Origin of the sequence: Roseibium hamelinense (assembly GCF_007830545.1) — a bacterium.
In the GTDB taxonomy this organism is placed as follows: domain Bacteria; phylum Pseudomonadota; class Alphaproteobacteria; order Rhizobiales; family Stappiaceae; genus Roseibium; species Roseibium hamelinense.
Window position 1 is genome coordinate 389,730 of the sequence record NZ_VLLF01000001.1, and the last position, 14,356, is coordinate 404,085.

General features: G+C 59.0%; 11 protein-coding genes. All 11 read left to right on the top strand.

Annotated features, from left to right (window positions below):
* Window positions 1-7: 7 nt before the first annotated feature.
* Window positions 8-1,450: an NADH-quinone oxidoreductase subunit NuoN gene (nuoN, locus tag JM93_RS01865; protein ID WP_145340366.1), complete on the top strand. Its 1,443-nt coding sequence runs from the start codon at window positions 8-10 to the stop codon at window positions 1,448-1,450.
* Window positions 1,451-1,488: 38 nt separating this feature from the next.
* Complete coding sequence (locus JM93_RS01870; RefSeq protein WP_145340367.1) at window positions 1,489-2,250, top strand: biotin--[acetyl-CoA-carboxylase] ligase; 762 nt, start codon at window positions 1,489-1,491, stop codon at window positions 2,248-2,250.
* A 39-nt stretch (window positions 2,251-2,289) separates the two neighbouring features.
* Window positions 2,290-3,957 (top strand): ribonuclease J, encoded by a 1,668-nt coding sequence (locus JM93_RS01875; RefSeq protein ID WP_145340368.1) that lies wholly within the window; start codon window positions 2,290-2,292, stop codon window positions 3,955-3,957.
* 35 nt (window positions 3,958-3,992) lie between these two features.
* A complete protein-coding gene (gene mce, locus JM93_RS01880) occupies window positions 3,993-4,397 on the top strand; it encodes a methylmalonyl-CoA epimerase (protein WP_145340369.1) in 405 nt (134 codons plus the stop codon).
* 7 nt (window positions 4,398-4,404) lie between these two features.
* Window positions 4,405-4,686: a DUF1467 family protein gene (locus JM93_RS01885; RefSeq protein ID WP_145340370.1), complete on the top strand. Its 282-nt coding sequence runs from the start codon at window positions 4,405-4,407 to the stop codon at window positions 4,684-4,686.
* 534 nt (window positions 4,687-5,220) lie between these two features.
* Window positions 5,221-6,549 carry a proline--tRNA ligase gene (gene proS, locus JM93_RS01890; RefSeq protein ID WP_145340371.1) on the top strand — a complete coding sequence of 443 codons (1,329 nt, stop codon included), beginning with the start codon at window positions 5,221-5,223 and terminating at the stop codon, window positions 6,547-6,549.
* A gap of 147 nt (window positions 6,550-6,696) precedes the next feature.
* Complete coding sequence (locus JM93_RS01895) at window positions 6,697-7,920, top strand: lipoprotein-releasing ABC transporter permease subunit (protein ID WP_145340983.1); 1,224 nt, start codon at window positions 6,697-6,699, stop codon at window positions 7,918-7,920.
* Window positions 7,921-7,943: 23 nt separating this feature from the next.
* Window positions 7,944-8,648: an ABC transporter ATP-binding protein gene (locus JM93_RS01900; RefSeq protein ID WP_145340985.1), complete on the top strand. Its 705-nt coding sequence runs from the start codon at window positions 7,944-7,946 to the stop codon at window positions 8,646-8,648.
* Window positions 8,649-9,163: 515 nt separating this feature from the next.
* The gene (gene dnaE, locus JM93_RS01905) at window positions 9,164-12,664 is read left to right on the top strand and encodes a DNA polymerase III subunit alpha (RefSeq protein ID WP_145340372.1); all 3,501 of its coding nucleotides are present in this window, start codon (window positions 9,164-9,166) and stop codon (window positions 12,662-12,664) included.
* Between the two features lie 113 nt (window positions 12,665-12,777).
* Window positions 12,778-13,227, top strand: a complete 450-nt coding sequence (locus JM93_RS01910; protein ID WP_145340373.1) for a cysteine rich repeat-containing protein — start codon at window positions 12,778-12,780, stop codon at window positions 13,225-13,227.
* Between the two features lie 282 nt (window positions 13,228-13,509).
* Window positions 13,510-14,316 carry a 30S ribosomal protein S2 gene (gene rpsB, locus JM93_RS01915; RefSeq protein WP_145340374.1) on the top strand — a complete coding sequence of 269 codons (807 nt, stop codon included), beginning with the start codon at window positions 13,510-13,512 and terminating at the stop codon, window positions 14,314-14,316.
* Window positions 14,317-14,356 lie beyond the last annotated feature (40 nt).

Below are 14,356 nucleotides of genomic sequence, written 5' to 3' on the forward strand. Positions count from 1 at the left end.
AAGAGCTATGTCAGAAATGACCCAATTGCCAGATCTCATGCCGGTGTTGCCAGAATTGTTTCTGGCAGCCGGTGCGCTGGTCCTTTTGATGATCGGAGCGTTCGGCGGACAGCGGATCAGCTTCCTGGTGAACGGCATGTCGATGGGCCTGATCGCGGCAACGGCCCTGTTCGTGCTGCCGTTTGGTGCCGAAATGGGCGAGACGTTCGACGGCGCCTTCGTGCTGGATCAGTTCGCCTATTTCATGAAGCAGCTGGTGCTGATCGGTTCGTTCTTCGCGATCGCCATGTCATGGGCCTACGCCAAGTCGCAGAATTTCGACAAGTTCGAATATCCGGTCCTGATCGTGCTCGCGACGCTCGGCATGATGCTCATGCTGTCCGCCAATGACATGATCGCGCTTTATCTGGGCCTTGAGCTGCAGAGCCTGTCGCTCTACGTCGTTGCGGCAATCAACCGGGACAGCGTGCGTTCCACCGAGGCGGGCCTGAAATACTTCGTTCTCGGTGCTTTGTCGTCCGGCATGCTTCTCTACGGCATGTCGCTGACATACGGCTTTACCGGTCAGATCAGCTTTGAGGGCATTTCCAGCGTTCTGGCGCAGGAGGGAGCATCGCTCGGGCTCGTGATCGGCCTCGTCTTCATCCTGGCTGGCCTTGCCTTCAAGATCTCGGCGGTTCCTTTCCACATGTGGACGCCGGACGTTTATGAAGGTGCCCCGACACCAGTAACGGCGTTTTTTGCCGCCGCGCCGAAAGTGGCTGCCATGGGCATGACGGTCCGTATTGTGATCGATGGTTTCCAGCCGGTCACCAGCGACTGGCAGCAGGTGCTGGTCTTCGTTGCGATCGCATCAATGGCGCTGGGGGCTTTTGCTGCAATTGGTCAGACCAATATCAAACGCCTGATGGCCTACTCTTCCATCGGGCACATGGGATACGCCTTGGTCGGCTTGGCGGCCGGGACCCAGACCGGTGTTGAAGGTGTCGTCTTCTACATGGCCGCTTACCTTGCCATGACCTTGGGTGTGTTCGCGTGTATTCTGTCGATGCGCCGCGCAGAGGGCATGGTGGAAGACACCAGCGAACTGGCAGGTTTGTCCAGGACCAACCTTCCGATGGCTATTCTTCTGGCTGTGCTGCTGTGGTCCCTGGCGGGTATCCCACCGTTCATTGGGTTCTTTGGCAAATGGTTCGTGTTCTCGGCCGCGGTTGAAGCAGGTCTTTATCCGCTTGCAATCATCGGTGTCCTGATGTCGGTTGTCGGGGCGTACTATTACCTGCGGATCATCAAGATCATGTTCTTCGATGAACCCGCCGAGCCGTTCGAGCCGATGCCGATGGAGCTTCGGGTTGTGCTAGGTCTGTCCGGTGCATTCGTAATCCTGTTTGCATTCATGCCAGGGCCGATCGTCCAGGCAGCAAATGCCGCTGCGGGGTCGTTGTTCTGACCGGACTTTACAGTTCTTTCGACATGACACATCGAAACATGACAAACCCGGCGTCTCAGGCGCCGGGTCTTCGCATTGAAAGGCATGAAAGCGCCGGGTCAACAAACACGCTTGCTTTCGAGCGGGCGCGGGCAGGGGATCCCGGCAATTTGTGGATCCGGGCCGATCGGCAAACCACCGGCCGGGGCCGGCTTGGGCGGAGCTGGTCTTCGCCCAAAGGCAATCTGTCGGCGAGTCTGCTTCTGATTGATCCGCAACCGCGTGAGCGAATTGGCGAGCTGCCGCTGGTTGCCGCTGTCGCACTTGCGGACGCGCTCGACAAGGCTGCCGGAACGTTCGGGCTGGCAAAACTCAAATGGCCGAATGATCTGCTGGTGGATGGGGCAAAGCTGTCCGGCATCCTCTTGGAGGCTGAGCATTTGAGCAACGGCAAGACTGCGGTTGTGCTCGGGATCGGCGTGAATTGCGTTGCTCATCCGCAGGACGGGCTGTATCCCTGCACGGATCTTGCCGCGCTCGGTTATCGCGTCTCTGCAGATCTTTTGTTTGACCGCCTGTGTGAGGCCTTGAAGGAGCGTCTTGCCAGCTGGAGGGAACCGGGCGGCTTTTCGGTTATCCGCAGGGATTGGATCGCACGGGCGGCACACAAGGGCCAGCACATCACGGTCAAGGGGCCGCGGGAGCTGACTGGCCGTTTTTTGGACTTGGATGAACGGGGCTATCTCGTTCTTGAACTTGAGAATGGAGGGAAGGAGACCATCTATGCAGGCGATGTCTTCCTTCCGGGCTTTGAGCACTAGGGCTCGCCCGAGACTCCTGGACATTTTGGAGCAGTTTTAATGGCAGTTGCCAACGATTTGGTATTCCTCCCGCTTGGCGGGGTGGGTGAAATTGGAATGAACCTGGCGCTTTACGGCATCGGACCGGAAGACGACCGCTCGTGGCTGATGGTGGATTGCGGTGTGACTTTTGCCGGCCCGGACCTTCCTGGAATCGATCTTGTGGTGCCGGATATCAAGTTTTTGGAGGAAGAGCGCGACCGGATCGTCGGCATGGTGATAACGCATGCCCACGAAGACCATTATGGCGCGATCATGCACTTGTGGCCTTTCCTGAAGGTTCCGGTTTATGCGACCGCCTTCACCGCCGGTATGCTGGAAACGAAAATTGAAAACGAGCCGGGTGTTGAAGAGGTGCCGGTGAGGATTATCAAGCAAGGTCAAAGGCTTGATATTGGCCCGTTCGATGTAGAAGTCGTTGCCATGGCGCACTCGATCCCCGAGCCTTGCGCTTTGGCGATCCGCACCCGGGCCGGCATGGTGCTGCATACCGGCGACTGGAAAATCGACCCGACCCCGGGCGTGGGGTTGCCGATCGATATGAAGCGGCTTGGCGAGCTGGGAGAAGAAGGTGTCATGGCACTGGTGTGTGACAGCACCAATGCGGTGCGCGACGGTGTCAGCCCGAGCGAGTCGGATGTCGGCGTGGAACTCACCAAGGTCATGAAGGCTTGCAAGCACCGGATAGCGGTGACCACCTTTGCGTCGAACGTTGCGCGCATCCGGGCAATAGCGCTTGCCGCAGCGGCTGCCGAGAGGGATGTCGTTGTCGTTGGCCGGTCCATGCACCGCGTGATCGAGGTGGCCAGCGAACTCGGCTATCTCGACGGTCTTCCCGCGTTTCATGACGAGGAAGCTTACGGCTACTTGCCACGGGAAAAGACCGTTTTGCTGTGCACCGGCTCCCAAGGCGAGGACCGGGCGGCCCTTGCCCGGATCGCGGCGGGCGATCACCGCAATATCGGCTTGTCCAAGGGCGACACGGTGATCTTTTCCTCACGGACCATTCCGGGCAACGAAAAGGCCGTGATCAATGTCATGAACAATCTGGCGAAGATCGGCGTCGATATTGTTACAGACCGGGATGCGCTGGTGCATGTGTCCGGCCACCCGCGCCGCGGGGAACTGGAACAATTGTACAATCTGATCAAGCCGAAAGTCGTGGTTCCCGTTCACGGCGAACCCATGCATCTTGCCGCTCATGCAGAGTTTGCCAAGGCGCAAGGTGTGCGGGAAGTCGTCGTCGCCGGCGACGGCGATGTCATCCGCCTGGTGGCGGGGTCCGCCGGTGTCATTGACGAGGCGCCGTTCGGGATATGGGTCAAGGATGGCAATATCCTGGATGATCCGGAAGTCACCGGGGTCAAGGAGCGGCGCAAGTTGTCCTTTGCGGGCTGCGCGGTGATCTCGCTGGCGCTGGACAGCGCCGGAAACATGGTCGATGTGCCGCAAGTCGCCCTGATGGGCGTGCCCGACACCGACGATGACGGCGAGCCGATGGAGGACATTGTCCGCGAGGCGGTGGAGGGTGCGCTGACCAGCGTGCCCAAAGCGCGCCGGAAGGACAAGGACCTGATGGCCGAGGCCGCCCGCCGGGCGGGCCGGTCAGCGATCCTGGAGGTCTGGGGCAAAAAGACGCTCTGCAAGGTGCTGGTAAGCCGTGTATGAACGGCTTGCCCGAAAACCCGGGAGGAGTTTGAGGAATGATCGGACGTTTGAACCATGTCGCCATCGCAGTCTCTGACATTGAGGCCGCGACCGCCGTGTATCGGGACACGCTCGGCGCAGACGTATCGGCAAAGGAAGCTCAGCCGGACCATGGCGTAAGCACGGTTTTCATCAATTTGCCAAACACAAAGATCGAGCTTCTGGAGCCGCTTGGCGACGATTCTCCGATCGCGAAATTCCTGGAAAAGAACCCGTCCGGCGGCATCCATCACGTTTGCTACGAAGTCGATGACATTCTCGCCGCCCGGGACAAGCTGGTGGCCGATGGCGCGCGTGTGCTGGGCAGCGGAGAGCCTAAGATCGGTGCCCATGGCAAGCCGGTGTTGTTTCTGCATCCCAAGGATTTTCTCGGCACTCTCACGGAACTGGAACAAGCGTAAGGCACCTATGTCGGTCGTATTCGGAATTGCAGTCTATTTCATGATTTGGTGGATCGTGTTGTTCGCGGTCCTGCCATTCGGGTTCAAGCGCTCTCAGGTGGAGGCTGGGGAGGTGCTTCCCGGTTCTGAACCGGGCGCACCGGAAAAGCCTCATTTCAAGAAGATTTTCGTGATCACGACGATCGTCGCCAGCATTGTGTTTGCCAGCTACCTGGGTGTGCGCAATTCCGGTTTGACTCTTGATGACCTGCCGATTCCGGGGCCAAAGACCTACCGCACCGAAGGCTGACGCCCGGCCAATGAGCGCGTAGCCGGTAACCCGGATGCGTGCGATTGTTGGATGTGCATTGCTCTTGCGAAAACCATCGCCGGGACAAAGAAAAAGGCAGAGCCAAGCTCTGCCTTAAAAGTTCCGCGACTAATCACCCGCACTACGCATTAAGCTGTTTTTGCTTTTCAGCGTCGGCTGCGGACCCGAAGGTGCGCCAAGCAGGTTCTTCCTCCCAAGACTCAGACCGCGATGCCTGTAGGGGTCAAATCATCAGTTATCGACCGCCCCTTGTTCTTATGAGGCTGGAACATATATGACGAAACTATGCTTGTCACCTTTTTGTCGTATTAAGCATAATTTTTGTGCTTGCCTCTTTATCTGGCGGTGCTGGTTCTCGCTGAATTAACCTTCGCGGATGTGACCCCGGCATTTCCTGCCTTATGAAAACACCGGAAAAATCGGCTGCATTCCGGGCAGGGGCTTGTGTTTCCCAACGGCTTGCGCTTTGACTGCGCACCATCCTTTTCTTGATAGAATACAAGAGACCCGTTTATGCGCCTGTCCCGATATTTTCTGCCGATCCTCAAGGAAACGCCAAAGGAAGCCGAAATCGTTTCCCACCGGTTGATGTTGCGCGCCGGAATGGTTCGCCAGCAATCGGCTGGCATATATTCCTGGTTGCCGCTCGGGCTCCGGGTTCTGCGCAAGATCGAGCGCATTGTCGAGGAAGAGCAGGCGCGTGCCGGTGCGGTTCAGCTTTTGATGCCGACGATCCAGCCGGCTGATCTGTGGCGTGAAAGCGGGCGTTACGACGCGTACGGCAAAGAAATGCTGCGCATCACCGACCGGCATGAGCGCGACATGCTTTTCGGTCCGACCAACGAGGAAATGATCACCGATATCTTCCGCTCGTCGGTGCGCTCCTACAAAGACCTTCCGCTGAACCTCTACCACATCCAATGGAAATTCCGGGATGAAGTCCGCCCGCGTTTCGGTGTCATGCGAGGACGCGAATTCCTGATGAAGGACGCTTATTCCTTTGATATCGACAAGGAAAGCGCACGTCATGCCTATAACCGGATGTTTGTGTCTTATCTGCGCACGTTCGAGCGGATGGGGCTGCAGGCAATCCCGATGAAAGCCGATACCGGACCGATTGGCGGCGACATGAGCCACGAATTCATCATTCTGGCTTCTACCGGCGAAAGCGAGGTGTTTTTGGACAAGGCACTGCTCGATCTCGACACCCCGGCGGCCGACACCGACTTTTTCGCGGATCTGTCTCCGATCGTGGAGGCTTGGACAACACCTTATGCGGCAACCGATGAAATGCACGATGAGACCGCGTTCGGTGCGATTGCCGAAGACCGCCGGGTTTCGGCACGCGGCATCGAAGTTGGCCACATCTTCTATTTTGGTACGAAATATTCCGATGCAATGAATGCCAAGGTGGCAACCTCCGAAGGCACCGAAGTGCCGGTCCACATGGGATCTTATGGCATTGGCGTGTCCCGCCTTCTCGGTGCCCTGATTGAGGCCCATCATGACGACGATGGCATTATCTGGCCGGCATCCGTTGCTCCGTTCCATGTCGGGTTGGTCAACCTGAAGGCGGGCGATGCGCTGACCGATGGTGCGTGTGAGGATCTTTATGCCAAGCTCGAGGCCGCTGGTATCGAAGTGCTTTACGATGATACCGACGGCCGGGCCGGCGCGAAATTTGCCACAATGGATCTGATCGGGCTTCCGTTCCAGGTTGTTGGCGGGCCGCGCGGGCTCAAGGACGGTTTGTTCGAGGTTAAGGACCGGGCAACGGGGGAAAAGGAAATGCTGTCCCCAGAAGCGACCTTGAACAAGCTGGTGGCGGCATTGACGGCGTAAGCTGGCTCGCCGATCCTCTCAAGAGGGATTCGCGCTCCGGGGGCGGCGCTTTGAAGCGGATGGGACATCAACGTGTCGAACACAGTCGAAGCTGACGACCAACAGGCCGGGGGGCCGCCAACGCGCCCGTTTGCCCCTTTTGAATGGATGATCGCGGGACGTTACCTGCGCTCCCGGCGACGCGAGACCTTCATCTCGGTGATTGCCGGGTTCTCTTTCGCCGGGATCATGCTGGGTGTGGCCACCTTGATCATCGTTATGGCGGTAATGAATGGTTTCCGGTCAGAGCTGCTGGGAAAGATCCTTGGCATCAACGGTCACATGCTTGTGCAGCCGGTCGATACCGCATTGACGGATTATGACGCCGTTGCGGTCCGGCTGGAGGGGGTGCCGGATGTGGTCAGTGCAATTCCCTTTGTGGAAGGGCAGGCCCTCGTTTCCGGGCCGGCCGGAAGCCTTGGCGCGCTGGTGCGCGGTGTGCACGAAAGCGATTTGCGCCGCGTTCCACTTATTTCCGGCAATGTGCGCAACGGCACGCTCGACGGTTTTGACGAGGGGGAGGGGATTGCCGTAGGTTCGCGAATGGCGCAGCAACTCGGCGTGACGGTGGGCGACAGCATCACCATCGTGTCCCCGAACGGCAATGTGACGCCCATGGGGGTGACGCCCCGGGTCAAGGCCTATCCGATCTCGGCGATATTCGAGATCGGGATGAGCGAATATGACAGCACGTTCGTCTTCATGCCGCTGACGGAGGCTCAGGGCTACTTCAACATGGACGGCCGCGCGACCGGGATCGAGATATATGTCGTCGATCCGGACAAGGTTGGCCTTATGAAATCAGCCATCGAAGAGGGAGCTGGCCGCCCGGCCTTCATCACCGATTGGCGGCAGCGCAACACAACCTTCTTTTCCGCCCTTGAAGTGGAGCGGAACGTGATGTTCATCATCTTGACGCTGATCGTCCTGGTGGCCGCACTCAACATCATTTCCGGGCTGATCATGCTGGTGAAGGACAAAGGCCGCGATATCGCGATCCTGCGCACCATGGGCGCAACCCGCGGAGCGGTCATGCGTATCTTCCTGATCACCGGTGCGAGCATCGGCTGTGTCGGCACCATCGCAGGCTTTTTGCTCGGGCTTGTTGTGTGTTTGAACATTGAAAGCATCCGCCAGTTCATTTCGTGGCTGACGTCGACCCAGCTGTTTGACCCCACGCTGTACTTTCTGTCCAAGCTGCCGGCCGACATCGACAGCGGCGAAACCGTGATGGTGCTTGTCATGGCGCTGGTGCTGTCCCTTCTGGCGACGCTTTATCCGGCCTGGCGGGCCGCCCGGCTCGATCCCGTCGAAGCCTTGAGATACGAATAGGCTCTGCCATGAACCAGCAATCAATGGCCGATGTTACCCAGGCGCCCGCCCTTGCTTTAAGCGGGATCACCCGCACGTTCAGCGAAGGCGATCAACCGCTCCATATCCTGAACGGTGCCGATTTTACACTGGCCGCAGGCGAAATGGTCGCGTTGGTCGCCCCGTCCGGCACCGGGAAATCAACCCTTTTGCACATTGCCGGACTTCTGGAAAAGCCAGACAGCGGGGATGTGTTTATCGGCGGGCGCAATTGTTCGGATTTGAACGATGAAGCGCGCACGGAAATCCGGCGCAACGACATAGGCTTTGTCTATCAGTTTCACCATCTCTTGCCGGAATTCACTGCGCTGGAAAACATCATGATGCCGCAGATGATTGCCGGCCTGGCGCGCAAGGTTGCCGCCGAGCGCGCGCAAGAGCTGCTCGACTACATGCGCATGGGCGCAAGGGCCAAGCACCGGCCGTCCGAACTCTCCGGCGGTGAGCAGCAGCGGGTCGCGGTTGCCCGGGCCGTTGCCAATGCACCCCGGGTGCTTCTGCTGGACGAGCCGACGGGGAACCTGGACCCCGTGACCGCGAATTATGTCTTTGATGCTCTTTCCGCTCTGGTACGGGCATCCCGCGTTGCCACGCTTTTTGCCACGCACAATCTTGAACTCGCGGCGCGGATGGACCGGGCCATCACCCTTCAGGACGGCAAGATCGCACCTTTCAAACCACAGGGCTGACGCTGCACACACAGCCGTTGCCACGCGTGAGACCCTTTGAACAGGTCGCCAGCGAGGATCCGGGCCAGCCGTTGCCGATTGTCGATCTCATGAGAACAAAATAAAAACAAGCACTTGATTACTGTTTGAAGCGATCCCGCTTCGATAGGAACAAAAAGTGCTTGCAAAGAGAACAAAAAGAAAACATAATTTTCCCATGATGTTGATAACGCTACGTCGGAGGGGATAATGCTTCATTTTGCACGGGATTTTGCGGCCCTTGGCTCCCTGGTGTGCTTTGGTGCGACCATCGCCGTTTGGGGCGATGTTCTGCTTCACATTCAATAGAATTGACGCCGCCTGTTGAGCTGCGGCCGGGTTCGTGCCGCAGTCTGGGCAGAGTGTTTGGAGCCAAGCTTTGATCACGGGGGCGTTTTGACCCTGTTGAAGCTGGGGGAAACGTCCGTCTCCTCTCGACATGCTTGGATTGAACCGGTTGACTTGTCCGCGACTCAAACAGCGATGACGGGCAACAAATGGACGCGCCAGCGATCGACCGGGCAGCGATAAGTCTCAATGCGGGCGAAGGCAGCGTTGCCTTCACAACAGCGCCCGGCTTTGTTCACCTGCGTGTGCATTCTGCGCTATCGCTCCTGGAAGGCGCTTTGCCGATCAAAAAGCTTCTTGATCTGGCCAAGGAGGACGATCAGCCGGCCCTTGCCATCGCCGACACGGGTAACCTGTTCGGCGCGCAGGAGTTTTCCGCCAAGGCATGGGCGGCAGGGATTCAGCCGATCACAGGCTGCCAGCTTTCGATTGCTTTTGATGACGGTGTCGACAGCCGCCGATCGGGAGATGGGCTGTCTGACGTGGTGCTGCTTGCCATGAACGAGACCGGCTACGAGAACCTGATGGAATTGTCGTCCCGGGCGTTTCTGGACACCGAAACCGGCTTGCGGCCGCATGTCAGCATTGACTATTTATGTGAGAAAGCCGGCGGCATAATTCTCCTGACCGGCGGCAGTCTGGGGCCGGTCGGCCTTGCCCTGTTGTCGCAACAAAAACACAAGGCGCGCGAAAGACTGGAGCGCCTGGCCAGGGCGTTTCCCGGCCGGTGTTACGTCGAAATTCAGCGCCATGGGATGGAAGAGGAACGCCGCACGGAGGCGGCGATGCTCGACCTTGCCTATGATCTCGGCTTGCCCATTGTTGCCACCAATGAGGCATTTTTCCCCAAACGCGAAGACTATGAGGCTCATGATGCGCTGATCTGCATCGCCGAGGGCCGCGTGATCATCGAGGACGACCGCCGGCGCTTGACGGCGGAACACCATTTCAAGTCCCGCGCGGAAATGGTCGAGCTTTTCTCCGATCTTCCCGAGGCGCTGGAGTCTACCCTCGAGATTGCGCAGCGCTGCTCGTTCCGCCCACTGAAGCGGGCGCCGATCCTGCCGCGTTTTGCCGGTGCAGATGCGGATCCGGAGGAAGCCGAGCGGGCCGAGGCAGGCGAACTCAAGCGCCAGGCGCGAGAAGGCTTGCAGGCCCGGCTCGACAAACATGGCCTGGCGCCTGGTCTGGAAGAAAAGGACTATTGGGACCGGCTGGACTATGAAACCGGCATCATCGAACGGATGAAGTTCCCCGGTTACTTTTTGATCGTTGCTGACTTCATCAAATGGGCAAAGGCACAGGACATTCCGGTCGGCCCCGGCCGCGGATCCGGTGCAGGGTCACTGGTTGCCTGGTCGCTGACGATCACCGATCTGGACCCGATGCGGTTCTCATTGCTGTTTGAGCGGTTCTTGAACCCCGAACGTGTCTCAATGCCTGATTTCGACATCGATTTCTGCCAGACACGGCGCGAGGAGGTCATCCGCTATGTTCAGGAAAAATACGGCCGTCAGCAGGTCGCGCAGATTATCACATTCGGGTCGCTTCAGGCGCGCGCGGTGCTGCGTGATGTCGGCCGTGTTCTGCAAATGCCCTATGGCCAGGTCGACCGGCTGTGCAAATTGGTGCCGGCCAACCCGGCCAATCCGGTTACGCTCGGCCAGGCGATTGAGGACGAGCCGCGGCTGCGCGAAGCCGCGCGCGAAGAGGAGATCGTCGAAAAGCTGCTGAATATGGCGCAAAAGCTGGAAGGGCTTTACCGGCATGCGTCCACCCATGCGGCGGGCGTCGTGATTGGTGACCGGCCGCTGGAACAGCTGGTGCCGCTGTACCGCGACCCGCGGTCGGACATGCCGGTTGCGCAGTTCAACATGAAGATGGTGGAGGATGCGGGTCTGGTGAAGTTCGACTTCCTCGGCCTGAAAACCCTGACCGTCATCGACACAGCAGTGGCGCTCATCGCCCGGCGCGGCGTTGAAGTGGATGTCGAGAACCTGCCGATCGACGATGAAGTGACTTACAAGCTTCTGGCCAAGGGCGAGACGTTTGGCGTGTTCCAGCTGGAAAGTCAGGGCATGCGCCGGGCGATCGCGGGCATGAAGCCGGACCGGTTTGAGGACATCATCGCACTGGTTGCACTCTACCGGCCCGGGCCGATGGAAAACATCCCGGTCTATAACGCGGTCAAGCATGGTGAACAGGAACCCAATTTCCTGCATCCGTTGCTTGAGCCGATCCTGAAAGAGACGAATGGCATCATTGTCTATCAGGAGCAGGTGATGCAGATCGCGCAGGTCCTGTCCGGCTATTCGCTTGGCGAAGCGGATCTGTTGCGCCGTGCGATGGGCAAAAAGATCGCCGCCGAAATGGAAGTTCAGCGCGCGCGTTTTGTCGATGGCGCGGTCGAGCAGGGCGTCAACAAGGGGCAGGCGGGCACGATCTTCGACCTTGTGGCCAAATTCGCCAATTACGGCTTCAACAAGTCCCACGCCGCCGCCTACGCTCTGGTGTCCTATCACACGGCCTGGCTGAAGGCGAACCATCCGGTCGAGTTCATGGCGGCATCCATGACGCTTGATCTGGGCAACACCGACAAGCTCGGCGACTTCCGCCAGGAAGCACGTCGCATGGGCATTGAGATCGTGCCGCCGTCCATCAACAACGGTCAGGTTCATTTCGATGTTGCCGACGGCAAGATCCTCTATGCCATGGGCGCGATCAAGGGCGTCGGGGAGCAGGCGGTCGAGCACATCGTTGAAGTGCGCGGTGATCGGCCGTTTAAGGATTTGGGGGATTTTGCCCGCCGGATCTCGCCGAAATTCCTGAACAAGCGAACGCTGGAAAACCTGGTTGCGGCAGGGGCTTTTGACGAGCTGGAGCCCAATCGGGCCCGGGTTCTGGAAGGCCTCGACCGGATTATGGGCCTGGCACAGCGGACCCAGGAAAACGCCGCCATCGGCCAGAATGACATGTTTAGTGGCGGCGGCGAGGAGCCCCTGCAGCTTCCTGACGTCCAGCCCTGGAGCGCTGAGGAAAAGCTCAACCGGGAACATGCCGCCATCGGTTTTTATCTGTCGGCCCATCCGCTGGACCAATACAACGGTGTTTTGGAGAAAATGCGCGTTCAGCCCTGGTCCAAATTTGCCGAGGCGGTGAAAAAGGGAGCCTCCGCCGGACGGCTGGCAGGGACTGTCATTTCCAAACAGGAGCGCAAGACGAAGACCGGGAACAGGATGGGCATCGTGCGCCTGTCCGATGCGACCGGGCAGTTCGAAGGACTGCTCTTCAAGGAAAAACTAGAACAATTCCGCGATGTGCTGGAGCCCGGCCGCTCGGTCATGCTGCTCGTGGGAGCCGACATGCGCGATGACGAGCCTTCGATTCGCATCGAACAGGTGGACCCGCTCGAAACGGTTCTGTCCCGGGTTCAAAAAAGCATGCGTGTGTTCCTGCGTGATGAGCGGCCGATTGCCAGCTTGTCACGCCACTTGAAGATACGCGGTGAAGGTGATGTTACCATTGTGGTTTTGCTGGACGAAGGTGCGCGCGAGGTTGAGGTGAAACTGCCCGGGCGGTTCCGCTTGTCGCCCGAAATCGCGAGTGCTCTCAAGGCTGTGCCCGGTGTAACTGACGTGCAGATGGCCTGACCGAACAGCTCGCGAAGAGTTCAGAACCGGACAGCCGTTTGCCGCTTCCGTTTCAAACGGTGGTGCCGTATCCTGTGGAATGTTGGTGTCGCGCGAACCCGGGAGATCAGACCATGTCCCGTTTGTCAGGAATTGTTGTCAGTGTCAGCGTTCTCGCGGCAAGCCTTGCTTTTGACGCCCGGCAGGATGCGCAGGCCAGCTCGCTCATGACGGCATGCAAGGTCGATATCGACACCCTCTGCAAGGGTGTTAAGGAAGGGCGGGGCCGCGTATCGGCGTGCCTGTTCGCCCATGACACCAAGGTTTCGGGCACCTGCAAGCCCGAGCTTGCGAAGGTGACCGGCAGCAGCACCTTCAAGAAGATGCTTCCCGCCAGCCTGAACAGTCTTCACGGCAGCGATCAGGCCGCAGCGCTCCAGCAAACCTGCGGCAATGACATCAAGGCCCAATGCGGCGGGGTCGGAGCTGGCACGGACAAGGTTTTGGCTTGTCTCTACTCCCGCTCCTCAAGCATCAGCAAGCCTTGCTATGCAAAGGCAAAGGCCTTGATCGAAGGCGAATGAGGTTCACCCTCCGCCTTGGGGTGATCTTCCAAGGCCACGGAGCGGGCTGTGGTATCGGGTCCTTCACGGCTGCGCCCGCGCGTTTTTTGCTGCAGAAAAGCGCAGGCCGGACCTTGAAATAATATTTCTTCCCAACTATAAGGCGCGCATTCCACACGCAAGGAGCGGATACCGAGCTTATCGGATGTCCATCCGGTGACCGGAGTGCGGCGGTACATGCGCCAACCTTTGGTCCAAAACTCCTTGCGGAGGTAAAACCGGAAAATCAGGAGGTACAGGGCCATGGCTTTGCCCGACTTTAACATGCGTCAGCTGCTCGAAGCTGGCGTGCACTTCGGCCACCAGAAGCACCGCTGGAACCCGCGCATGGGCCAGTACATCTTCGGTGTCCGCAACGACGTTCACATCATCGATCTCGCGCAGACCGTGCCGCTGCTGCACCAGGCGCTGAAGGCCGTGTCCGACACAGTTGCTGCCGGTGGCCGCGTTCTGATCGTCGGCACCAAGCGCCAGGCTCAGGAGCCGGTCGCCGATGCTGCGCGCAACTCTGCTCAGTACTTCGTTAACGCCCGTTGGCTGGGCGGAATGCTGACCAACTGGAAGACCATCTCCCAGTCGATCCAGCGTTTGCGCAAGCTCGAAGAAACTCTTGGTTCCGACGCGGCCAACGCGCTGACCAAGAAAGAGCGTCTGTTCATGGACCGTGAGCGCGAAAAGCTTGAGCGGAACCTGGGCGGCATCAAGGACATGGGCGGTATCCCGGACCTTCTGTTCGTGATCGATACCAACCGCGAAGCAATCGCCATTCAGGAAGCCCGCCGTCTGGGTATCCCGGTTGCAGCGATCCTTGATTCGAACTGCAACCCGGATGGAATCACTTACCCGGTCCCGGGCAACGACGACGCCGGCCGCGCTCTGACGCTTTATTGCGATCTGATCCAGCGCGCTGCGATCGACGGTATTTCCCGTGCACAAGGTGCTTCCGGCATGGATGTCGGTGCTTCTGAAGAAGCTCCGGTTGAAGAGGTCCTCGTGGACGCACCTGCTGAGGCACCTGCCGAAGCCGATGCGGCTGCGGCACAGGCCTAATTTGATAGTGTTCCTGGCGTAGGCCCGTTCTGCGTCAGGA

Excerpts from the sequence above, each read along its gene's own strand:
- nuoN (WP_145340366.1), top strand. The coding sequence starts at position 8 with ATGTCAGAAATGACCCAATTGCCAGATCTCATGCCGGTGTTGCCAGAA.
- JM93_RS01870 (WP_145340367.1), top strand. The coding sequence starts at position 1,489 with ATGACAAACCCGGCGTCTCAGGCGCCGGGTCTTCGCATTGAAAGGCAT.
- JM93_RS01875 (WP_145340368.1), top strand. The coding sequence starts at position 2,290 with ATGGCAGTTGCCAACGATTTGGTATTCCTCCCGCTTGGCGGGGTGGGT.
- mce (WP_145340369.1), top strand. The coding sequence starts at position 3,993 with ATGATCGGACGTTTGAACCATGTCGCCATCGCAGTCTCTGACATTGAG.
- JM93_RS01885 (WP_145340370.1), top strand. The coding sequence starts at position 4,405 with ATGTCGGTCGTATTCGGAATTGCAGTCTATTTCATGATTTGGTGGATC.
- proS (WP_145340371.1), top strand. The coding sequence starts at position 5,221 with ATGCGCCTGTCCCGATATTTTCTGCCGATCCTCAAGGAAACGCCAAAG.
- JM93_RS01895 (WP_145340983.1), top strand. The coding sequence starts at position 6,697 with ATGATCGCGGGACGTTACCTGCGCTCCCGGCGACGCGAGACCTTCATC.
- JM93_RS01900 (WP_145340985.1), top strand. The coding sequence starts at position 7,944 with ATGGCCGATGTTACCCAGGCGCCCGCCCTTGCTTTAAGCGGGATCACC.
- dnaE (WP_145340372.1), top strand. The coding sequence starts at position 9,164 with ATGGACGCGCCAGCGATCGACCGGGCAGCGATAAGTCTCAATGCGGGC.
- JM93_RS01910 (WP_145340373.1), top strand. The coding sequence starts at position 12,778 with ATGTCCCGTTTGTCAGGAATTGTTGTCAGTGTCAGCGTTCTCGCGGCA.
- rpsB (WP_145340374.1), top strand. The coding sequence starts at position 13,510 with ATGGCTTTGCCCGACTTTAACATGCGTCAGCTGCTCGAAGCTGGCGTG.